General features: G+C 65.2%; 20 protein-coding genes. 14 read left to right on the top strand and 6 right to left on the bottom strand.

Annotation, left to right across the window (positions count from 1 at the left end; all coding sequences use genetic code 11):
• The first annotated feature begins 29 nt into the window (after positions 1-29).
• From H8A92_RS24280 to H8A92_RS24260, 5 genes are all read left to right on the top strand, one after another.
• On the top strand, positions 30-1,181 hold the full coding sequence (locus H8A92_RS24280) for a DegT/DnrJ/EryC1/StrS family aminotransferase (protein ID WP_229198105.1): 1,152 nt from the start codon (positions 30-32) through the stop codon (positions 1,179-1,181).
• 42 nt (positions 1,182-1,223) lie between these two features.
• Positions 1,224-2,753 carry a murein biosynthesis integral membrane protein MurJ gene (gene murJ / locus H8A92_RS24275; protein ID WP_229198104.1) on the top strand — a complete coding sequence of 510 codons (1,530 nt, stop codon included), beginning with the start codon at positions 1,224-1,226 and terminating at the stop codon, positions 2,751-2,753.
• A gap of 83 nt (positions 2,754-2,836) precedes the next feature.
• A complete protein-coding gene (locus H8A92_RS24270) occupies positions 2,837-3,772 on the top strand; it encodes a DUF1152 domain-containing protein (protein WP_229198103.1) in 936 nt (311 codons plus the stop codon).
• 108 nt (positions 3,773-3,880) lie between these two features.
• Positions 3,881-6,190, top strand: a complete 2,310-nt coding sequence (locus H8A92_RS24265) for a xanthine dehydrogenase family protein molybdopterin-binding subunit (protein ID WP_229198102.1) — start codon at positions 3,881-3,883, stop codon at positions 6,188-6,190.
• Between the two features lie 52 nt (positions 6,191-6,242).
• Entirely contained in the window at positions 6,243-6,761 is a 519-nt protein-coding gene (locus H8A92_RS24260) for a cytochrome c (RefSeq protein ID WP_229198101.1), read from the top strand.
• Between the two features lie 115 nt (positions 6,762-6,876).
• Here the strand turns inward: H8A92_RS24260 and H8A92_RS24255 are convergent, their stop codons facing one another.
• The gene (locus H8A92_RS24255) at positions 6,877-7,299 is read right to left on the bottom strand and encodes a CHRD domain-containing protein (protein WP_229198100.1); all 423 of its coding nucleotides are present in this window, start codon (positions 7,297-7,299) and stop codon (positions 6,877-6,879) included.
• 166 nt (positions 7,300-7,465) lie between these two features.
• On the opposite strand from H8A92_RS24255, the gene H8A92_RS24250 reads away from it, so the two are divergent.
• Positions 7,466-8,395 carry a c-type cytochrome gene (locus H8A92_RS24250; protein ID WP_229198099.1) on the top strand — a complete coding sequence of 310 codons (930 nt, stop codon included), beginning with the start codon at positions 7,466-7,468 and terminating at the stop codon, positions 8,393-8,395.
• Positions 8,396-8,486: 91 nt separating this feature from the next.
• Here H8A92_RS24250 and H8A92_RS24245 read toward each other — a convergent pair whose 3' ends face one another.
• Positions 8,487-8,732, bottom strand: coding sequence for an Lrp/AsnC ligand binding domain-containing protein (locus tag H8A92_RS24245; protein ID WP_016845986.1), 246 nt, complete (start codon positions 8,730-8,732; stop codon positions 8,487-8,489).
• Positions 8,733-8,916: 184 nt separating this feature from the next.
• On the opposite strand from H8A92_RS24245, the gene thiD reads away from it, so the two are divergent.
• The 4 genes from thiD to H8A92_RS24225 all read left to right on the top strand — a co-directional run bounded on the left by thiD (position 8,917) and on the right by H8A92_RS24225 (position 12,973).
• On the top strand, positions 8,917-9,714 hold the full coding sequence (thiD, locus tag H8A92_RS24240; RefSeq protein WP_229198098.1) for a bifunctional hydroxymethylpyrimidine kinase/phosphomethylpyrimidine kinase: 798 nt from the start codon (positions 8,917-8,919) through the stop codon (positions 9,712-9,714).
• 311 nt (positions 9,715-10,025) lie between these two features.
• Entirely contained in the window at positions 10,026-10,838 is an 813-nt protein-coding gene (locus tag H8A92_RS24235; RefSeq protein WP_029085332.1) for a UDP-2,3-diacylglucosamine diphosphatase, read from the top strand.
• The gene (locus H8A92_RS24230) at positions 10,835-11,926 is read left to right on the top strand and encodes a glycosyltransferase family 4 protein (protein ID WP_229198097.1); all 1,092 of its coding nucleotides are present in this window, start codon (positions 10,835-10,837) and stop codon (positions 11,924-11,926) included. The genes H8A92_RS24235 and H8A92_RS24230 overlap by 4 nt, the downstream gene beginning before the upstream one ends.
• Before the next feature lie 57 nt (positions 11,927-11,983).
• Complete coding sequence (locus H8A92_RS24225; protein ID WP_229198096.1) at positions 11,984-12,973, top strand: threonine/serine dehydratase family protein; 990 nt, start codon at positions 11,984-11,986, stop codon at positions 12,971-12,973.
• Between the two features lie 71 nt (positions 12,974-13,044).
• Here H8A92_RS24225 and H8A92_RS24220 read toward each other — a convergent pair whose 3' ends face one another.
• Both H8A92_RS24220 and H8A92_RS24215 read right to left on the bottom strand, forming a co-directional pair.
• Positions 13,045-14,604 carry a caspase family protein gene (locus H8A92_RS24220; protein ID WP_229198095.1) on the bottom strand — a complete coding sequence of 520 codons (1,560 nt, stop codon included), beginning with the start codon at positions 14,602-14,604 and terminating at the stop codon, positions 13,045-13,047.
• A gap of 134 nt (positions 14,605-14,738) precedes the next feature.
• Entirely contained in the window at positions 14,739-16,034 is a 1,296-nt protein-coding gene (locus H8A92_RS24215; RefSeq protein WP_229198094.1) for a hypothetical protein, read from the bottom strand.
• Positions 16,035-16,109: 75 nt separating this feature from the next.
• On the opposite strand from H8A92_RS24215, the gene H8A92_RS24210 reads away from it, so the two are divergent.
• Positions 16,110-17,312, top strand: coding sequence for an MFS transporter (locus tag H8A92_RS24210; RefSeq protein WP_229198093.1), 1,203 nt, complete (start codon positions 16,110-16,112; stop codon positions 17,310-17,312).
• Positions 17,313-17,550: 238 nt separating this feature from the next.
• On the opposite strand, the gene dgcA is transcribed toward H8A92_RS24210, so the two are convergent.
• On the bottom strand, positions 17,551-18,552 hold the full coding sequence (dgcA, locus tag H8A92_RS24205; RefSeq protein ID WP_229198092.1) for an N-acetyl-D-Glu racemase DgcA: 1,002 nt from the start codon (positions 18,550-18,552) through the stop codon (positions 17,551-17,553).
• Between the two features lie 141 nt (positions 18,553-18,693).
• On the opposite strand from dgcA, the gene H8A92_RS24200 reads away from it, so the two are divergent.
• The 3 genes from H8A92_RS24200 (at position 18,694) to H8A92_RS24190 (ending at position 21,593) form a co-directional block, all read left to right on the top strand.
• Entirely contained in the window at positions 18,694-19,827 is a 1,134-nt protein-coding gene (locus H8A92_RS24200) for an MlaE family ABC transporter permease (protein ID WP_229198091.1), read from the top strand.
• Positions 19,828-19,829: 2 nt separating this feature from the next.
• A complete protein-coding gene (locus tag H8A92_RS24195; protein WP_229198090.1) occupies positions 19,830-20,600 on the top strand; it encodes an ABC transporter ATP-binding protein in 771 nt (256 codons plus the stop codon).
• 120 nt (positions 20,601-20,720) lie between these two features.
• Positions 20,721-21,593: an MlaD family protein gene (locus H8A92_RS24190; protein ID WP_229198089.1), complete on the top strand. Its 873-nt coding sequence runs from the start codon at positions 20,721-20,723 to the stop codon at positions 21,591-21,593.
• 245 nt (positions 21,594-21,838) lie between these two features.
• Here H8A92_RS24190 and H8A92_RS24185 read toward each other — a convergent pair.
• Positions 21,839-22,252, bottom strand: a 414-nt coding sequence (locus H8A92_RS24185) for a hypothetical protein (protein WP_229198088.1), incomplete at its 5' end; no start/stop codon positions are given.

Raw genomic sequence — 22,252 nt, 5'->3', positions numbered from 1 at the left:
CATCCATTCAACACGTGCAAAGAGCTTCCATGAACCAGCATATGCAGCTTGAGCCCATTCCCTTCATCGATATCGCCGCGCAGCGCCGGCGGCTCGGCAAGTCGATCGATGACGCGGTCGCGCGCGTGCTCGATCATTGCCAGTTCATCAACGGTCCGGAAGTCACCGCGCTGGAGAAGGCGCTGGCGGACTATACCGGCGCCAAGCATGTGGTGAGCTGCGCCAGCGGCACCGACGCGCTTCTGATGGTCCTGATGGCGAAGAATGTCGGACCGGGCGATGCGGTGCTGTGCCCGACCTTCACCTTCTGTGCGACCGGCGAAGTCGTGACGCTGACCGGCGCGACGCCGGTTTTCGTCGATGTCGACGAAGAAACCTTCAACATCGACATCAATTCGCTCAAGCGCGGCGTTGCGACGGCGCGGGCGCGCGGGCTGAAGCCGGTGGCCGTGATCCCGGTCGATCTGTTCGGCCAGAGCGCCGATCACGATGCGATCGCCGCAGTCGCCGAGGCCGAGGGCCTGTTCGTGCTCGATGATGCCGCGCAGGGCTTCGGCGCAACCTACAAGAACCGCAAGCTGGGCACGTTCGGGCTCGCGACCGGGACCAGCTTCTTCCCGGCAAAGCCGCTCGGCTGCTTCGGCGACGGTGGCGCGATATTTACCGATGACGAGGAGCTCGCACGCACGCTGCGCAGCATCCGCGTGCACGGCCAGGGCTCGGACAAGTACGACAACGTGCGGCTCGGCCTCACGGCGCGGCTCGACACCATGCAGGCGGCGATCCTGCTCGAGAAGCTGAAGATCTTCGACGACGAGATTGCGGCGCGCAACAAGGTGGCGGAACGCTATTCGCGCGCGCTCGGCAACCTCGTCGCGGTGCCGCGCCTTGCTCCGGGCTGCACTTCGGTATGGGCGCAGTACACCATCCGTCTGTCCGAGGGCATCGATCGTGACGCCTTCGCGGCGGCGCTGAAGGCGCAGGGCGTGCCGACCATGATCTACTATCCGAAGTCGGTCCATCAGCAGACGGCCTACAGCCACTATCCGGTTGCCGACGGCGGCCTGCCGGTCAGCGAGCGGCTGTCGAAGGACGTCATCGCCCTGCCGATGCACCCCTATCTCGACGAGGCGGCGCAGGACCGCGTCATCGCGGCTGTGCGCAGCGCGCTTACAGCCTGATACGTCATTTTGACCTAGGGTGATGATGCGCTAGAAGCAGCCATGCTTGGGCGCATCTTCACCGTCGGCGGCTATACCCTGCTATCGCGGGTCACCGGGTTCGCGCGCGACATCATGCTCGCGGCGATCCTCGGTGCCGGACCGGTCGCCGACGCGTTCTTCGTGGCGCTGCGGCTGCCCAATCATTTCCGCGCGATCTTTGCCGAAGGCGCCTTCAACGCCGCCTTCGTGCCGGCCTATGCGCATGTCCATGGCGAGCGCGGTGAAGCGTCGGCGCGGCTGTTCGCCGACCGCATCTTCACGCTGCTGTTCGCCTCGCAGGTGATTCTGCTTGTCGTGGCGATGGCGTTCATGCCGCAGGCGATGAGCCTCCTTGCGCCGGGCTTCACCGAAGACGCCGCGCAGCGCAAGCTCGCGATCGAGCTGACGCGGATCACCTTTCCCTATCTGCTGCTGATCACGCTGGTGACGCTCTACGGCGGCATGCTCAACGTGATGCATCGCTTCGCCAGCGCAGCCGCAGCGCCGATCTTCCTCAACCTCGCCATGATGATGACGCTGGCGCTGGCGGCGTTCTTCCCGAGCGCCGGCCACGCCGCGGCCTGGGGCGTGCTGATCTCGGGCTTCCTGCAATTTGTCCTGCTCGCCGGCGACCTCGCGCGTCACGGCGGCCTGCCGCGATTCGCGCCCTTGAGGCTCGACGAGGACGTCCGCGCCTTCTTCCGCGCACTGGGGCCGGCGACGCTGGGCTCGATGGGCACGCAGGTTGCGCTGTTCGCCGACACCATCATCGCGACCTTCCTGCCGGCCGGCGCGCTGTCGGCGCTCTATTATGCGGACCGTCTCAATCAATTGCCGATCGGCGTGATCGGGATCGCGATCGGCACCGTGCTGCTGCCGGAGATGTCGCGGCGCCTGACCGCCGACGATCACGCCGGCGCCATGGCCGCGCAGCGCCGCGCCTTCGATTTCACGCTGCTGTTCTCGGTGCCGTTCGTGGCGGCGTTCCTGACCGTTGCCGATCCGATCATGCGCGCGATGTTTGCCCGCGGCGCGTTCTCGAAGGCCGATGCCGCAAGCGCCGGCGCCACGCTCGCGGCCTATGCAGTTGGCCTCATTCCCTTCGTGATGATCCGAAGCGCGGTTGCGACCTTCTATGCTCGCAAGGATACCGCAACGCCGGTCAAGGCGGCGCTGACCGGGGTCGCGATCAACGTCGCGCTGAAGATCGCGCTGGTCGGCACGCTGGCCCAGGTCGGGCTCGCGCTCGCGACCGCGGTCGGGGCCTGGGTCAATCTGCTGCTGGTGCTGATGTTCGCCATCCGCCGCGGCTATCTCGAGCTCGATCGCGCGCTGATCCGCTCGTTCGGCACCTTCGCACTGTGCGGCGTGCTGCTTGCGCTCGCGCTGTGGCTGACGTCGCATTTCGCCTATGTGTGGTTCGCGCCGATGCAGATCTTGCGCGACGAGCTGATCCTGCTGCTGCTGGTTGCGGTCGGCATCTTCGTCTACGCCCTGTTGATCCTCACGCTGTTCGGCCGGGGCTGGCTGTTCGCCCTGCGGCGCGTATAGATTTCTTTAATCTTGTCAAATGCTTGGAATGATGCCCGAATGCGGCAACGGCAGGCATGCTCGGAAGCTTTCGGCTGCGTCACATGATCCCATTTCTCGATCGCCTGGAGCAGGCAACCAACGTCCTCGTCGCAGGCTGCGGCGGAGGCTTCGACCTGTTCGGTGGTGTGCCGATCGCGGAACACCTCTGGTCGCGGCGCAAGCAGGTCGTCTTCGGGAATTTTTCGTTCACCAATCTCTGGCTTTGCGGTGGCGAGCGCATCAATCCGACCACGTGGCGGGTCGATCGGAGCTCTGCCGAGATTCCATACTTTCCTGAAAAATGGCTGGCGGAGTGGCTTGCGACGCGCGGGCGCGCTGTACCGATCTACGCTTTTGCCAAGAGCGGCGTTCGGCCGCTTGCAGCCACCTACCGCTGGATCGTCGAGCAACATCAGATTGATCTGGTGGTGCTGGTCGATGGTGGCACGGACAGCATTATTTTCGGCGACGAGCCTGGACTTGGCACCATCATTGAGGATGCCGTATCGATTGTCGCTGCGCAGAGCGCCACCGAAGGGCGGGCGGTTCTCGCCGCGATTGGCTTCGGGATTGATCATTTCCATGGCGTCTCGCACCATGCGTTCCTTGAGAACGTCGCCCAATTGACACGGGACGGGGGTTTTCTCGGTGCGCTTTCACTATCGTCTGGAACGCCCGAAGGAGCGGCGTTTCTCGATCTGGTCGACTATGCCAACCAACGCCAGCCCGCGCATCCGAGCATCGTTTGTAATTCGATCGCAAGCGCCGTGCGCGGTGAGTTCGGAAACTATCATGCCACCAATCGCACCAGCGGCAGCGATCTGTTCATCAACCCGCTGATGTCTCAGTACTGGATCTTCGCGACATCGCACCTCGTGACGCGGATGGGTTACGCCGGTGGGCTTATGGAAACGGATCGGATGGAGGAGGCCAGCCGGGCGATTGAGCTTTACCGGCAGACGATCGAGCCAAGGCCGTTCCGGCCGATCCCGCTATAGTGATCGAGGCCCGCTCCGCAAGGGGCAAAACGCCCCCAGAAAGGCGTTTGCGCTTCGCTGACAACCACGCCAATATGCGTACAAACAACCAAGGCAATTGGAGAGACGATGGCAGCTCCCATCAAATTCGGCGTCGGACAAAGTGTGCGGCGCAAGGAGGATGACGCTCTGATTCGCGGCAAGGGCCGCTATACCGACGACGTCGCACCGTCTCCCGCATTGCACGCGCTGATGCTGCGCTCGCCGCATGCGCATGCGACCTACACGATCGATGCCGGCAAGGCCCGCGGCATGCCCGGCGTGGCGCTGATCCTGACCGCGGCCGATGTCGCCGAACTCGGCGGCCTGCCGTGCCTGTTCAATCTCGAAACCGATCCGTTCATCGCGCCGCCTTATCCGATCCTCGCCAAGGATGAAGTGCGCCATGTCGGCGACGCCGTCGCCTTCGTGGTCGCCGATACCGTCGATCACGCCCGTGATGCGATCGAGGCGATCGATGTCAAATGGACGCCGCTGCCGGCGGTGGCGGGTCTCGTCAACGCGGTGAAGAAGGACGCGCCGCAGGTTTGGCCGGACAAGCCCGGCAATCTGCTGTTCGACGTCTCGATCGGCGACAAGGGCGCCGCAGAGGCCGCGTTCGCCAAGGCGCATGCGGTGGCTGAGATCACCATCGTCAATCCGCGCGTCATCACCAATTTCATGGAGACACGCGCCGCGGTCGCCGAATACGACGCCAAGAAGGATCATCTGACGCTGACGATCGGCAGCCAGGGCAGCCACCGCCTGCGCGAGATCCTCTGCGACATGATCCTGAAGATGCCGAAGGAGAACATGCGGGTGATCTGCCCGGATGTCGGCGGCGGCTTCGGCACCAAGCTGTTTCCCTATCGCGAATATGCGCTGATCTCGGTTGCGGCGCGCAAGCTCAAGAAGAGCGTCAGGTGGACCGCCGAGCGCTCCGACCATTTCATGGGCGATGCGCAGGGCCGCGACAATCTCACCACCGCGAAGATGGCGCTCGCCGAGGACGGCAAATTCCTCGGCATGGATGTCGACCTGATGGGCGACATGGGCGCCTATCTCTCGACCTTCGCGCCCTACATCCCGCATGGCGGCGCCGGCATGCTGCCGGGGCTCTATGACATCCAGGCCTTCCATTGCCGCGTCCGCACCGTGTTCACCAACACGGTGCCGGTCGATGCCTATCGCGGCGCCGGCCGCCCGGAGGCCGCCTACGTCATCGAACGGCTTGTGGATGCTGCCGCGCGAAAACTCGGCATGACGCCGGACGCCATCCGGCGGAAGAACTTCATCCCGCCGAAGTCGCTGCCCTACACGACCGCGACCGGCAAGGTCTACGACTCCGGCGACTTCGTCGCGCACATGAAGCGCGCGATGGAGATCGCCAACTGGAAGGAGTTTCCGAAGCGCGCCAAGGCCGCCAAGAAGGACGGCCTGGTGCGGGGCATCGGCATGGCGAGTTATGTCGAGGTCTGCGGCACCATGGGCGAGGAGACCGCCAATGTGGCGCTCGATCCCAATGGCGACATCTCGATCCTGATCGGCACCCAGTCGAGCGGGCAGGGCCACCAGACCGCTTATGCGCAGATCGTCGCCGAGCAGTTCGGCGTGCCGCCCGAGCGCGTCCACGTGCTGCAGGGCGACACCGACAAGATCGCGACCGGCCTCGGCACCGGCGGCTCGGCATCGATCCCGTCCGGCGGCGTCAGCGTGCAGCGGGCGACGCATGAACTCGGCAACAAGCTGAAGGAGCTCGCCGCGCAGGCGCTGGAAGCCGGAGCCGGCGACCTCGAGATCGCCGACGGCCGCATCCGCATCGCCGGCACCGACCGCTCGGTCAGCTTTGCCGATCTCGCCAAGCGTCCCGGCGGCGATACCTCGAAGATGAATGCGAGCGCGACCTTCGCCAGCGCCGACGGCACCTATCCGAACGGAACGCATCTCGCCGAAGTCGAGATCGATCCCGCCACCGGCATCATCAAGATCGTCAACTACGTCATCGTCGACGATTTCGGTGTCACGCTCAATCCGCTGATGCTCGCGGGCCAGGTTCATGGCGGCGCGATGCAGGGCATCGGGCAGGCGCTGATGGAGCAGGCGGTGTACAGCCCGACCGACGGTCAGCTCGTCACCGGCACCTTCATGGACTATGCGATGCCGCGCGCCGCCGACGGGCCGTCCTTCGTGTTCGAGACCCACAACGTGCCGTGCGCGACCAACCCGCTCGGCGTCAAGGGCGCGGGCGAGGCCGGCGCGATCGGCTCGTGCCCGGCGGTCGTCAACGCGATCGTCGAGGGACTGCATCGCGAATACGGGATCGACCACATCGACATGCCGGCTACGCCGGAGCGGGTCTGGATCGCGATCCGCGAGGCGCAGCGCCGCCATAATCTGTAACGGGAATCCGCGCGGGAATAAAACCTCGGACTCGGGTTCCTATCGAGAAGCCGTGACTCCCGCGCGCGAGTCACGGCGTCGTTTCCAAAACGCTTGCAGGACGGAGAATTCACCGATGAAACGGATTGTCGTTGTTGCTGTTGTGGGAGGCCTGCTGCTCGGCGCCGGTGCCGTGATGGCCGATCAGAAGATTGCCGTGGAGCAGGACAACCTGATGCGGGGGCAGGCGAAGAGCATGTACAATGTGATCGGCAAGATGGTGAAGGGCGATATCCCCTACGACCAGGCGGCGGTCGACGCGGCGATTGCCGACCTTGAAGCGAGCGTGCCGAAGATCCCGACGGTGTTTGCGACGAATCCCAAAGAAGATGTCAAAGATGCGACCTACGGATCGTCGCCGAAAATCTGGAAGAACAAGGCTGATTTCGACTCCAAGGTGCCTCCGGTGTCCAAGGCCATCGCGGACGTCAAGGGCAAGATCAAGGATCTCGATGGCCTCAAGGTTGCCTTCAAGTCGATCAACGACCGTTGCACGGACTGTCACGAGGTGTATCGCGTCAAGCTGAAGTGATACCGCGCGGGGCGCCGTCCTTGCCAGCGGCCGCAGACGCGAAAAGCCCGGCAAGTTGAAGACAGGGCGGATGCCGCGGCATCCGCCCTGTCTTTTGTCGGCCTGCGTTCGTGGCTTACTTGGTCACCTGGCCGCGGATCTCGCCACCCGGGTTGGCCGCGGTGTGGACGTTGACATAGTACTTGCCGGCGAGCAGGTCGGCGGCCTGCGCGTCGGTCAGCGTTGCGCTGCCTTCGACCGGGCTCGAGGTCGCGTTCGGGATCGCGACTGCGACACCGGAATTCTTGCCTGCCTCGGCCGGGCCGTGGAAATGCGCGGCAGTGGCGGGGCCCGAGAGGCCGGAATAGGTCAGTTTCCAGGTCAGCTTCTTGCTGGCGGCATCGTAGTCGATGTCGGCAGTGCCCGTGCCGGCGCTGGTGTTTGCGGGTACTTCGGACTTGCCGTCCAGCTTGGCGTGGAGCTTCTCGGCGAAGGCCGGACCGGCGAGGGCGATGGCGGCGCCGAGTGTCAGCGTGGCAAGCAAGGTCTTGTTTGGCATGGTTTCTCTCCCCTTTTACGTCACAGGACGGTTGCAGTCTTCAACAGCCGCTTCGGCGATTTATTCCCAAAATGATCGTGAGGTGCGGCAAATTTGATGAGAGCTTGTACGAGTGCTTGTCATCATACTGGTTGATACGCTGAAGCGACCAATGACGGATCGGTGAATGTTGCGACGAATTCTTCCCCTGGCCGGCCTCGGCGGCCTGATCGGCTTCGGCGTGTACTGGTGGCTGACGATCCCCGCGACCGTTGCTGCGAGCGCGCTGCCGGCCTACCAGCCCAATCTGGCCAACGGGCTCACAACGTTCAATGCCGGGGGATGTTCCTCCTGTCATGCCGTGCCGAAGCAGGATGACCGCACCAGGCTCGGCGGCGGGCTCGCGATACCGTCGCCGTTCGGCACCTTCTACGCGCCGAACATCTCGCCCGACCCGAACGACGGCATCGGCCGCTGGAGCGAGGCCGATTTCGTCACCGCGGTCATGAAGGGCACCTCGCCGTCGGGGACGCACTATTTTCCGGCGTTTCCCTATACCTCCTATCAGCACGCCAGGGTCAACGATGTGCGCGACCTGTTCGCCTATCTGAAGACCCTGCCGCCGGTCGCCGGCAAGGTGCGCGACCACGACGTGCCGTTTCCCTTCGACATCAGGCGTAATGTCGGCGTCTGGAAATTCCTGTTCATGGACGGCAAGCCGTTCGTCGCCGATGCCAGCCGCTCGGCGCATTGGTATCGCGGCGCCTATCTCGTCAACAGCCTCGGCCATTGCGCCGAGTGTCACAGCCCGCGGAATTTCCTCGGCGGCATCGTCAGCTCGCAGCGCTTCGCGGGCTGCTCGAATCCGGAGGGCGAGGGCTGGGTGCCGAACATCACACCGAGGGGGCTCTCGGACTGGAGCGTGAAGGATGTCGCCTATTTCCTCGAGAGCGGACAGACGCCGGACGGCGATAGCGCCGGCGGATCGATGGTGGGCGTGATCCGCAACACCTCGCAGCTCTCGTCGACCGATCGCGACGCGATCGCCGAGTACATCAAGTCGCTGCCGCCGGTCGAGGGACCACCGAAACCGCTGAAGAAGGAGAAGCAATCCTAGCGGGCGCCTCATTGTTTGAGCATGATCTCCGCGCAAACGTGTTTCGCGTTTGTCCCGAGCGAAACCGCTTCGCGCTTTTCCGGATCATGCGCTATTTCGCGCCGAACGCCTTGAAGGTGATGATGGTGAGGGTGTCCTGGATGCCCGGGATCACCTGAACCTTCTCGTTGATGAAATGGCCGATGTCGGTGTCGTGGTCGACGTAGAACTTGACCAGGAGATCGTAATTGCCCGCGGTGGAATAGATCTCGGACGCAATCTCGGCTTCCGCCAGCGCGTTGGCGACGGTGTAGGACTGGCCGAGTTTGCATTTGATCTGGACGAAGAAAGGAACCATCAAAGTCGTCTCCCGGGGATTTCCGCGACTATAGGCCAAAAACCGGCAGCCGACGCAAGGGGGCAAGAGGGGGCCAACTCGCGGTAAAGTCAGGCGAACTTGCCGCCGATGGGCGGCCGGGCTAGGACAGGCCTATGGTCTCAATCGTGACGGTCTCATTCCTGCCGATCGCCGGTGCTGCAAGATGACGCCGGTTGCGCTCACCATTGCCGGCTCGGATTCCTCTGGAGGAGCGGGCATCCAGGCCGACCTCAAGAGCTTTGCCGCGCTCGGGGTCTATGGCGCCTCCGCCATCACCGCGCTGACCGCACAGAACACCACCGGGGTCAGCGGCATCCATCCGGTGCCGGCGTCATTCGTCACTGCCCAGATGGATGCGGTGTTCTCCGACCTCAAGGTCGATGCGGTCAAGATCGGCATGGTGGCGCAGGCCGAGACGATCGCTGCGATCGCCGATGGGCTGAAGCGCTGGGTGCCGCGCCATATCGTGCTCGACCCGGTGATGGTTGCAACGTCAGGCGATCGGCTGCTTGCCGCCGAGGCCGTCGATGCGTTGAGGACCAAACTGTTTCCGCTGGCGTCGCTGATCATGCCGAACCTGCCGGAAGCGGCGGCGCTCTTGAACGAACCGGTCGCCTCGAACGAGGCCGACGTCGCGCGACAGGGCAGGCGATTGCTGGCGATGGGATGTCGCGCGGTGCTGGTCAAGGGCGGTCACGGCCACGGCGCGGACAGCATCGACTATCTGATCGATGGCGAGCGCAGCATCGCGCTCGCGGCACCGCGCATCGCCACATCAAACACCCATGGCACCGGCTGCTCGCTGTCGTCGGCGATCGCGGCAGGGCTCGCGAAGGGCGAGGCGATGGAGACCGCCGTTCGCAACGCCAAGGCGTGGATCACTGCTGCGATCGCCGCCGCCGATCGCTTCACCGTCGGCCACGGTCATGGCCCAGTGCATCACTTCCACAAATATTATTAGTCGTCGGATCGCGCAGACATCGCCAAGATCGTCATTGCGAGCGGAGCGAAGCAATCCATTGCTCCTCACACGCGGAAAGATGGATTGCTTCGTCGCTTCGCTCCTCGCAATGACGGATCTGCTCTGCCGCGATCTGCGTGCGACATAACGCCTGTTCCACACAGAAGCGACAGCCGCATGTCGCCAGATTGTCGCACGCCGCTGTTATCCGCATTGGAGGGGCGTACTGCTGATTCTCGTTAACGTTTGTGGGGCCTTGGGTCGCGGGGATCGTCATCGCCTTGTCACAGGAATCTGTTAGGTGCACAGGCATGGGAAGCGACTCCTTGAGTGAAGAAAGTCCCGAGCGGCACTTTCGCACTTTGTTTATCTCCGATGTCCATCTCGGAGCCCGCGGTTCGCAAGCCGACCGCCTGCTGGACTTCCTCCGCTCTCACGATGCCGACACGATCTACCTGGTTGGTGATATCGTCGACGGCTGGGCGCTGAAGTCGAACTGGTACTGGCCGCAGACTCACAACGATTTCGTGCAGAAGATGCTTCGCAAGGCGCGCAAGGGCGCCAAGGTGATCTACGTCCCGGGCAACCACGACGAGTTCCTGCGCAAATATTACGGTACGCATTTCGGCGGCATCGATGTGGTGGAGAACACCGTCCACACCGGCGCCGATGGCAAGCGCTACCTCGTGATCCACGGCGACATCTTCGATCTCGTGGTGCAGAACGCGCGCTGGCTCGCCCATCTCGGCGACAAGGCCTACGACTTCGCGATCCAGATGAACAGGTTCGTCAACTTCTTCCGCAAGATGTTCGGCGTTCCCTACTGGTCGCTGTCGCAATGGGCCAAGCTGAAGGTCAAGAAGGCGGTGAACTATATCGGCGCGTTCGAGGCGACGCTTGCCGGCGAGGCGCGGCGTCACGGCTGCGACGGCGTGATCTGCGGCCACATCCACTATGCGACGATTCATGACGAGCACGGCATCCGCTACATGAATTGCGGCGACTGGGTCGAGAGCTGTACCGCGCTCGCCGAGCATGAGGACGGCAGCTTCGAGATCATCACCTGGACCGATCCGGTGCGCCGGATTGCGCCAGTTCCGCGAGTGACGGCACGCGCTGCATGACGCATATCCTGGTCGCGACCGATGCGTGGCATCCCCAGGTCAACGGGGTTGTCCGCACGCTGACCATGATGGCGCAGGCGGCAACATCACTCGGCGTCGAAGTGAGCTTCCTGACGCCGGACGAGTTCCGCACCTTCGCGATGCCGAGCTATCGCGATCTCAGGCTGGCGCTGCCGTACCAGGCCAAGGTCGCAAGCCTGATCGAGGCGGCCAAGCCCGACAGCATCCACATCGCGACCGAAGGCCCGATCGGGCTTTCGGTCCGGCGTTATTGTCGCCGACACGGCCTGCCGTTCACGACGAGCTTCCACACCCGCTTTCCGGAATACGTCTCGGCACGGACGCCCGTCCCCGAGGCCTGGGTGTGGCGGGCGCTGCGCTGGTTCCATCGGCCGAGCCGGGCGGTGATGGCCGCCACTCCGGCGTTGGCGGCCGAGCTGCGCCAGCGCGGCTTCCGCAACGTGGTGCTGTGGTCGCGCGGCGTCGATACCGCGCTGTTCCATCCGCGCGATGTCGACCTCTGCCTGCCGCAGCCGGTCTACCTCAGCGTCGGCCGGGTGGCGGTGGAGAAGAATCTCGAGGCATTCCTCGATCTCGATCTGCCCGGCACCAAGGTCGTGGTCGGCGATGGACCGGCGCGGGCGGCGCTGGAGCGGAAATATCCGGAAGCCGTGTTCCTCGGCGCTCGTCATGGGGAAGAATTGGCTGAAATCTATGCCGCAGCCGATGTGTTCGTTTTCCCGAGCCGGACCGACACCTTCGGCCTCGTGCTGCTCGAGGCATTGGCGAGCGGCCTCCCGGTTGCCGCTTTTCCAGTCACCGGTCCCCGCGACGTGATCGGCTCCGCGCCGGTCGCGGTTCTCGACGAGGATCTGCACCACGCTTGCCTCGAGGCGCTCAGCATCCCGCGGCAGGCCTGCGTCGAGTTCGCCGCGCTCCACACCTGGCAGGCGTCGGCCCGGGTGTTCATCGACCGCTGCATGAATGTTCGTCCCGCGGCGCCCGACGGCGAGGGGGAGGCGATCGAATTCGGTGCCGAAGAGCACCATTTTGCGGCCCTGCCGGCCACCCAGCCGACCTCGCACTAGACAAACTCACGCTAAAGCGTCTTGCCGGGCTGCGCTCCGCCGCGATACAAACTGCGGATGACGGACACCACTTTAAATCCACCCGTCGCTGCCGCGGACATCGATGCCGCCGCAAGGGTGGTCGCGCCGTTCGCGGTGCGCACGCCGCTCCTGACCTTCCCCGTTCTCAACGAACGTGTCGGCACCAAGGTCTTTCTCAAGCCCGAGATGCTGCAGCGGACCGGATCGTTCAAGTTCCGCGGCGCCTTCAACAAGCTCGCCTCGATTCCGCAGGACAAGCGGAGCGGTGGCGTCGTCGCGTTCTCCTCGGGCAATCACGCCCAGGGCGTTGCCGCAGCGGCCAAGATCCTGAACATGCAGGCGACCATCGTGATGCCCGCGGACTCGCCGCTCACCAAGCGTGAGCGGACCAAATCCTATGGCGCCGAGGTCGTGCTCTACGATCGCGATCGCGACGACCGTGCGGCGATCGCCAGCGGCATCGCCAGCAAGCGCGGCGCGACCTTGGTGCCTCCCTATGATGATCCCTTGGTGATCGCGGGCCAGGGCACCGCCGGCCGCGAGATCGCCGAGGACATGGCCGCGCTCGGGCTCACGCCCGACATCGTCGTGGCGCCGGCCTCAGGCGGCGGATTGATCGCCGGCGTTGCCACCGCGGTGAAGGCGAAATATCCGCAGGCCCAGGTGATCGTCGCCGAGCCCGCGGGCTATGACGATCACGCCTTGTCCCTCAAGGTCGGCCATCGCGAGGCGCATCCGGTCGCGGCGCGCACCATCTGCGATGCGCTGATGGCGATGATGCCGGGTGAGCTCACCTTTGCCATCAACAGCAAGCTGCTCGCGAATGGCGTCAGCGCCTCCGACGACGAGGTCGGTGCTGCCGTGGCCTTCGCCTATCGCGAGCTGAAGCTCGTGGTCGAGCCCGGCGGCGCGATCGGGCTCGCCGCGCTGCTGGCAGGACGGATCGACGCCAAGGGCAAGAACGTCGTCATCGTGCTTTCGGGCGGCAATGTCGACGCCGACCTGTTCGCGAAGCTCGTCGCCTGACGCCGGCACTTTTTGAAAAGAAGCGGGGGCAGGGCGATCATCGCTCTGCCCCAGTTTCTTTCCGTTGCGGATCAGTGCCTGAAGCCGCCACCATGGCCGCCGCCCATTCCGCCGACGCGCGAACCTGATGAGCCGGAATGGAAGGCGGTCTGGCCGCCGCCTGATCTCATCCGGTTGACTGGCGTGCTCTGCCGCTCGGCGCGGACATGCTGCCTGCCGTTGCCCTTCATGATCGGGTTCGACGTAATCTTGCCGGCATTCGCCGCGGGAAGGCTCGCGATCTTGCCTTTGCCGATTGAGTTCGTCATCCCGACCAGCTTCGCTCCGGGCGCGGGCATGGTCACGATCTTGCTGATCGCGCTTTGCGTGCCTGCATTGATCGGCTGGAATGCCTGATGATTTGATAGCCGCGTGAACTGCATCAACGGCACGACTTTCGGCTGCGCCTGCAACTTCAAGGCCTGCTGCGCGTAGGGGCTGCCAGCGAAATTGTCGTGGAAGGTCTTGTAGGCGAACGGCGTGTTGGCAAGCACCGCCTTGTGCCAGGCCGCGACCTGCAGCCAGTTGGTCAGCAGGAAGCGGATGCGGTCGCAGAGCGGATCGCGCGGGTAGAGCCGGATGAACTCCTCATAATAATCCGGCCGGCCTTCCGACAGCACGAAGTCATAGGCCTGCCGCACCGAGCGGTTCGGCAGGTTCGAGGCCATCTGCACGACCGGGCCGTTCGCAGGCGCACGGGCCGAGGCAACGGCCGTGTCGCCGAAGAAGTAGAAATCGGAGGTCAGCGACGAGCTTTCCCACGGCGTCTGGCGGCCGTCGGTCGTCGAGTTGACCTCGAGGCGAACACGCTTGAACAGCTGCTCGATCGGCAGATTGGGCTCGCGCGCCAGGCGGAGGAAGGCGTTGGTGTAGGGGCTGTGGCCGTTGTTGCCGTCCTGCGCCTCCATGCCGGGCGCGGTCGAATAGCCGACGATCGAGCCGCTCGGCGCGTCGACGACGGCAAGGCCGCGGCCGGCATCGTTGACGTTCGGAAACGGGTTGTTGCGGCAGGCGTCGAGCACCACGATGCGCATCCGGCTCGGGATGTTCTCGAGCGTGCCCATCACGTCGACGAGGCGCACCGCATTGCCGTCGAGGTCGGAGGGCGCAGCGATCTTCGCGTCGACCGGAATCAGATAGTTCTCGCCGGCGAGCTGCACGCCGTGGCCGGCGTAATAGATCATCGCGACGGTGTTGGGGCCGCGCGCGGCGACCTTGTCGGAAAAGTCCTGCAGCACTCTCATCATGTCGCGCTGCCTGAGGTCGGTTGCGGAGATCACCTCGAAGCCGGCCGAGTTCAACAGCTCGGCCATCGATTGCGCATCGTTGTCGGGATTGGCGAGCTTCGGTGCGCTCTCATAGTTCGCATTGCCGATCACGAGCGCAACGCGCTGCTCGGGGCCGCGCAGCGTACCTGGTGTCGCCGCAGCAGACGTCGCCGGCGAAGCGGCTTGATCGGCGGATTGTGCCGACGTCTGCGCTGCGTTGCCGACGGTGATGTTAGCGGTCTCGGCAAATCCAGTGCCGGGCGCGCCGAGGCTCAACAGGCCGAGCAATGCGGCCGATATCATCATGGATTTCAGGCGGATCATGGCGCGCTCCCGAGCTGACCCGGTGCAGGACCGGTCGCGGAGAGGCTAGGCGCAGATGCAGCCGCGGTACGTGAGCTGGGTCACGGAGCGCTCGGCGCATACCACTTGTCGTGCGCGGGCCTTGAAGACGGCCCTTACGAGAAGAACGCGATCTTCTCGGCCTGGCTCATGCGGCGGATCGGCGCGAGCGGATCGTTGGCCGCGACGCTCGGCTTCTTCAGGAGGCCGCTGGCGATGATGGTCGAGCCGAGCGAGATTTCTGCTGCGGGAGCAGGGGCCGCCTCGACGGCCGGCGGGAGAGGCGCCGGTGCGGGGGCCGGCGCTTCGGCAACCGCCGTAGTCTCGGCAATCGGCGCTGCCGCAGCGAGCATTGGCTGCTCGACCTTGATCTCCACCTTCAGCTCGGGCGCCGGCGTAGGCTCGGGCTGAATTGCGGGTGCAACCATTTCGGGTTCGGCAGCCATCGCCTCGGCAACGCGCATCTCCTCGGCGGCGCGCATTTCTTCTGCGATCGCCTCTTCGTCGATCGGGTCGGGCGCGCCCATCTCCATCGCGATGAGGTCGAGCACTGCCTCGTCCTGGGCGTCGGCGGCTGCCTCGTCGGTGACGCGGGCAAGCTCTGCGGCTTCGGCCTCGGCCAGTGCGGCTTCAGCCTTGATCCATGCTTCGCTCGGTTCCGGCATTGCGGCCGGAGCAGGTTCAGCAGTGGGCGTCGCAGCGGCCTCCTTGGGCGGCGCTGACGGCGCAGCCGCGATCGTGGCATCGGGGGTCGCGCTTTCGGCCGGAGCGTTTGCAGCCGGCTGTGGCGGCGAGGGGGCCGCTGCGGGTGGTTCCGCAACCGGAGCCTCGGCCACATCGGGTGCGGCCACGGGCGTGGCCTTGTCCGGATCGAACTCGCTGAGCCGGCGGGAGAGCGCCGCGAAGCCGGCATCCAGCACGGCCTTGGCATCGTCCAACGAGACCTGCGCGGCGCCGGCCTCGATCGCGCTGGCCTGCGAATCGATGATGTCGCAGATCCGGCCGTCATTGCCGATCTCGCGCAGCCGCCAGGAGATTTCCCGAATCACCCGCACGCCCTTGCGCACCGGCGCGAGGGTGTGCTCGAAGCTGAGGTTGTCGAGCGAGGCGATGGCGGACGCCTGGGCCGCTTCGATCGCGCCACGGAGGGCGGCCAGCGCCTGCGCCAGCTGCTCGTCCCTGATGGCCGCTGCGGCGGCTTGCCGCTGCGCGCTGAGGCTCTCCTCGATCCGCGCCACGGCGTCGAGCACCATGCGGGTGTCGGCGTTGCGGTTGCGCTTGGCGTATTCGCCGAGGAACCAGCGGCCGCGCGAGGTTTCCATGAAAGCCGCGCTGATCGCAGCATAGTCCTCCTCGCTCGGCAGGGCCGCGCGGGCGGATATCGGCGACAGGGCGAATGCTTCTTCGGCCATCACAATCTCTCCGCGCAAATCACTGCGCGTTACGCTAACGATCACCACGATATCGCGCGAATCGCAATTGAATTGATGTCTTCCGAATCACAAATCCCCATTGCAGCAAAAGTTGCATCGCGGCGATTCGCGCGCAGCCTCGCGGCATTCTATGCCACGCTGTTCGGCGTGACCGGGGTCCACCTGCCGTTCTTCACGGTGTGGCTGAAGGCGATCGGCATCGATGCCACCTGGATAGGCATCATCACCGCGGTGCCGCCGGTGACGCGCTTCACCGTGCTGCCGCTGGTCACCGCCGCGGCGGAACACCGACAGATGCTGCGCGGCGCGATCGTTGCCACCAGCTTTGCCACGGCGCTGGGCTTTGTCCTGATCGGCACCCAGCACCAGCCGTTCCTGGTGCTTGCGGTCTATGCGCTGACCTGCTGCGTCTGGACGCCGACGATCCCGCTCACCGACGCCTATGCGCTGCGCGGCGTCAGGCAATACGGCCTCAGCTACGGACCGTTGCGGCTCTGGGGCTCGGCCGCGTTCGCGGTCTGCGCACTCGTCTGCGGGTTCTCGCTCCGTTATGTCGCGGAGGTCGATCTGATCTGGATCATCACCACCATGACGGTGCTGAGTGCGGTGGTCGCGCTGATGCTGCGGCCGCTCGGCCGTCCGGCGGGCAACGCGGCATCGACCGGTGGTGCACGAAAGCTGCTGCGCGATCCCGCCTTCCTCGCCATCATCGTGTCCTCGGCACTGATCCAGGGCAGCCACGGCGCCTACTACATCTTTGCATCGATTGCCTGGCGGCAGGCCGGTTTCAGCGGCCTGACGATTGCTTGCCTCTGGGTGCTCGGCGTGATCGCCGAGATCGTGCTGTTTGCGCTGTCGCCGCGCTTCACGCTACGGTCGACGACGCTGGTGATGATCGCGGCCGCCAGCGCCGCGGCGCGCTGGGCGATCACCGCGCAGGATCCGCCGCTTGCGGTGCTTGCCGCGGTCCAGCTCGGACACGGGCTGAGCTTCGGCCTGACGCAGGTCGGGATCATGGGCCTGATGGTGCATCACGTGCCGGTTCATGTGATGGCGCGCGCGCAGGGCTATCTCACCGCCTGCGGCGGCATCGTCGCGAGCACCACGGCGATCGTCAGCGGCATGGTCTATGCGCGCTTCGGCCTCGGCGTCTACGACATGATGGCCGCGATGGCGGCGACAGGCGGGCTCGTGATGTGGTTGGCGCGGAGCCGCTTCATAGCGTTTTCGAGCGAAGTGGGCACCGGTTCGCGCTAGCGCGATGAGACAGGGCTAAGCTCGAACGGCGTCGCACGTTCACCTCTCCCCGACGGGGAGAGGTCGACTTGCGCAGCAAGTCGGGTGAGGGGGTATGGTCTATCGAGAGAGCAAGAGCCCTCACCCGGATTGCTTCGCAATCCGACCTCTCCCCGACGGGGAGAGGTGAACCGAAACCGCGGCGAGCCGAACCAATACCCATCGCGTTCTAGCAAAACGCGTCAAATAAAAGCGTCCATTATCCCCAGAGCGCGGCGTCGGGCGGATAGACCAGGCTGCCGTCATAGCGCAGGCCGTTGTCGCGATCCCTGGCCAGCAGCAGCGGGCCGTCGAGATCGACGAAGCGCGCGGCTTGCGCGATCAGCATCGCCGGCGCCATCGCAAGCGAGGTCGCGACCATGCAGCCGATCATGATCTCGAAGCCGAGCGCGCGGGCGGCATCCGCCATCGCGAGCGCTTCGGTCAGTCCGCCGGTCTTGTCGAGCTTGATGTTGACGGCGTCATAGCGGCCACGCAGGCCCTGGAGCGAGGCGCGGTCATGCACGCTCTCGTCGGCGCAGACCGCAACCGGGCGCTTGATCCGCGCCAGCGCTTCGTCCTTGCCCGCCGGCAGCGGCTGCTCGATCAGCGTGACGCCGGCATCGGCACAGGCCGCGAGGTTGGCGGCGAGATTGTGTTCGGTCCAGGCCTCGTTGGCGTCGACGATCAGCTCGGAGGCCGGCGCCGCTTTGCGCACGGCGGCGATCCGCGCGCCGTCGCCATCGCCGCCGAGCTTGATCTTGAGCAGTGCGCGATGGGCAGCCTTGGCGGTGGCCTCCGCCATCGCCTCTGATGTCCCGAGCGAAATCGTATAGGCGGTGGTGCGGGGTTCCGGCGCGGGCCGGCCGAGCAGGTTCCAGATCCGCTGGGCGGCGCGTTTGGCCTCCAGATCCGCCAGCGCGCAATCCAGCGCATTGCGGGCGGCGCCGGCAGGCATCCGGGCCTGCAGGGCAATGCGGTCCATGCCGTCGGCGAGCGCCTCCTGCATTGCCTGGATCGCCCGCAGCGTCGCCTCGGGCGTTTCGCCGTAGCGCGGGTAGGGCACGCATTCACCGCGGCCAATGAGGCCGCCCTGGCTCACCTCGGCGACCACGACGACGGCCTCGGTCTTGGCACCGCGGCTGATCGTGAAGGTCCCAGCGATCGGCCAGTGCTCGATGCGACCGGTCAAGGAAATCGCTCCGGGAGGGGTGGAAGTCATTTTAAAGTCTACTATTTCCTGAACCGTAGCTTGCGACGCGCAACCAACTATGGCTGGTTAGTGACAGATTCGACAAGCCGATCCGGCGTCGCCGGAGATCTGCGTGAGCGGCGGCCAGCCGGCTTGAGGGGTAGGCAAAAGGTGAGCGGCGACCCGACACTGGAGCGGATAGCCCAAGGCGAAGGACTGGCGTTGTGCGCGGCGGGCAACTGGACGGCCCGCTTTGCACCCGCGCTCGAGCGGATCGTCTCCGACGCCGAGAAGCTGCGCGGCAGCCGTCCCCACATCTTCATCGACGTGTCGCAGGTCGCGAGCCTCGACACGTTCGGCGCGTGGCTGATCGAGCGGCTGCGCCGCAGCCTCAGCGATGCCAGCGCGGAAGCCGAGATCGCGGGCCTCTCAGCCAATTATTCCAGCCTGGTCGACGAGGTCCGCCGTGTCGGCCCTGCGCCCAAGGCCGCGAGCGAACCGCTGTTGATCTCGGTCATGCTCGAGCAGATCGGGCGCACCGTGGCCGGGATCAGCGGCACCATCATCGGCCTCGTGGATATGCTCGGCGCCGTGCTGGCCGCGGCCGCCAAGGTGCTGGTCCATCCGCGCAGCTTCCGCTTCACCTCGACGGTGCATCACCTCGAGCAGGTCTGCTTGCGGGCGGTGCCGATCGTGGTGCTGATCACCTTCCTGATCGGCTGCATCATCTCGCAGCAGGGCATCTTCCACTTCCGCAGGTTCGGCGCCGACATCTTCGTCGTCGACATGCTGGGCGTGCTGGTGCTGCGCGAGATCGGCGTGCTCCTGGTCGCGATCATGGTCGCGGGCCGCTCCGGTTCGGCCTATACCGCCGAGCTCGGCTCCATGAAGATGCGCGAGGAGATCGACGCGCTGCGCACCATGGGGTTCGATCCGATCGAGGTCCTGATCCTGCCGCGCATGCTGGCGCTGGTGCTGGCGCTGCCGATCCTGGCCTTCCTCGGCGCGATGGCCGCGCTCTATGGCGGCGGCCTGGTGGCGTGGCTCTATGGCGGCGTCGATCCGGAGGCCTTCCTGCTTCGCCTTCGTGATGCCATATCGATCGACCATTTCATCGTCGGCATGGTCAAGGCGCCTGTGATGGCGGCGGTGATCGGCATCGTCGCCTGCGTCGAAGGGCTGGCGGTACAGGGTTCGGCGGAATCGCTCGGACAGCACACCACCGCATCGGTGGTGAAGGGGATCTTCTTCGTGATCGTGATGGACGGCGTGTTCGCGATCTTCTTCGCCTCGATCGGGATGTGATCATGGCGGAGCAGGACATCGACGCCATCATCCGGGTCCGCGACGTTACCGTTCAATTCGGCAACACGCGCGTGCTCGACAGCCTCGACCTCGACGTCAAGCGCGGCGAGATTCTCGGCTTCGTCGGCCCCTCGGGCGCCGGCAAGTCGGTGCTGACGCGCACCATCATCGGCCTGGTGCCGAAAGTTTCCGGCCGCATCGAAGTGTTCGGCGTCGATCTCGACGCCGCGAGCTCGTCGCAGCGCCGCGCCGTCGAGCGGCGCTGGGGCATCCTGTTCCAGCAGGGCGCGCTGTTCTCCTCGCTCACGGTGCGCCAGAACATCCAGTTTCCGGCGCGCGAATATCTGCGCGTCTCGCAGCGGCTGCTCGACGAGATCATGGTGGCGAAGCTCGTGATGGTCGGCCTCAAGCCCGAAGTCGCCGATCGCTATCCGTCGGAATTGTCCGGCGGCATGATCAAGCGCGTCGCGCTGGCGCGCGCTCTCGCGCTCGATCCCGAGCTCGTGTTTCTCGATGAGCCCACGTCGGGCCTCGATCCGATCGGCGCCGGCGATTTCGACGAGCTGGTGCGCACCCTGCAGCGCACTTTGGGGCTGACCGTTTTCATGGTAACCCACGATCTCGACAGTCTTTACACCGCGTGCGACCGTATCGCCGTTTTAGGGAACGGTAAGATCATTGCTGCAGGATCGATCGCCGACATGAAGGCATCGCAGCATCCCTGGCTGCAGCAATATTTCAACGGCAAGCGCGCCCGTGCCGTTGTGGCCTAGCCCATGATCCCGAAACGAGGAGACCGGTTTTCGGACGAGATCATGCGCCAACAGGAAATTCGATGGGCTCGAACGCAGGCCGGCTGCGCGAGGGCCCAGAGTGATGAACGCGAGTAACTGATGGAAACGCGGGCGAACTACGTCTTGATCGGGGCTTTCACGCTGGCGGTGATCGCCGCTGCGTTCGGCTTCGTGCTGTGGTTCCAGAGCCTGCACACCACCAAGCAGCGCAGCCCGCTGCGGGTGATCTTCGAGGGGCCGGCATCGGGCCTGCGCAACGGCGGCAATGTCAATTTTAACGGTATCCGGATAGGGGAGGTGGTCTCGGTCAAGCTCGACAACCCGCGACGCGTGGTTGCGCTGGCGATGATCGAGAACAACGCACCGCTCCGCAAGGACACCCTGGTCGGTCTCGAATTCCAAGGCCTCACCGGCGTCGCCGCGATCTCGCTCAAGGGCGGCGAGGAGGCCGCCCCGCCGGTGCCGCTGGATGAGGACGGCATCCCGGTTCTGACCGCCGATCCCAATGCGCTGCAGGACGTCACCGAGGCGATCCGCGCCACCCTGCAGAACGTCAACCGCATCGTCGCCGACAATCAGCAGTCGGTGAAGAACTCGCTGAAGAATCTCGAGGTCTTCACCCAGGCGCTGGCGCGCAATTCGGAGAAGATCGACAACGTCATGGTCAAGGTCGACGGCGTGATGGCCAAGGCCGACAATCTGATGCTGGGCCTCAACGCGATCGCCGGCGGCAACAACGGCAGCGAGCTGAACCTGATGGTGAAGTCGATCCGCGAGCTCGCCGATAACGTCGACAAGCGGTCCAATCTCCTGATCAACGACGGTCGCCGCACGTTGTCCGACATCAGCCGCGCCGTGAACAATTTCGACCGCAACCCGAGCCGGGTGATCTTCGGCGGCAGCAACAACGCCGCACCCGAGCCGGCGCCGGCTCCCGCGGCTGCACCGGCGGGCCCGCGGCGACGGCAGTGACGTGACGGACGAATGGTGAAGGGCGAACGTTGTCCGCATCGTCATTGCGAGGAGCGCTAGCGACGAAGCAATCCATTGCTCCGCAAGCGGCGAAATGGATTGCTTCGCTCCGCTCGCAATGACGATGGTTGGCGCCAGCAGGCTATCGCAGATGCGCAGGCCGTGGATCAGTTAGCCCAAACCAAAACGGAGACCTTTCGGTCTCCGTTTTTTCGTTTGCTATTGCTACTCGCCGCTCGCCAAGCTTATCCCAGCCGTCCCGCAGCGTGCGCGAGCAGGGTGTAGACCAGCCCGGTCTCCGAGGTCAGGTGGCTAGCCAGCTCCTGCTGGCCGCGGCCGTCGCGGGCGACTTCATCGAGCAGGCGCTCGAACTCCGCGATGTAGCGGTCGACCGTCTGCTTGAAGCCGCGGTCGGCGCGGTACTTGCGAGCCACCTCATCGAAGGCCTTCTGGCCGGCCGGCGTGTAGAGGCGCTTGGAGAACGCCTTGTTCTCGCCGCGCTGGTAGCGATCCCACATCTCGGCCGCAAGCGTGCGGTCCATCAGCCGGCCGATGTCGAGCGACAGCGACTCCAGCGGATTGGCGGCCGGCTGCTGTTGCGGACGCGGGCGCTGCTGGGCGTCGCGGCCCTGCGGGGCAGGCGGCGGCGCATCGGTGCG

The sequence above is a fragment of the Bradyrhizobium acaciae genome, assembly GCF_020889785.1.
GTDB classification, from domain to species: Bacteria; Pseudomonadota; Alphaproteobacteria; order Rhizobiales; family Xanthobacteraceae; genus Bradyrhizobium; species Bradyrhizobium acaciae.
This window is presented reverse-complemented; position numbering and strand designations above follow the sequence as displayed.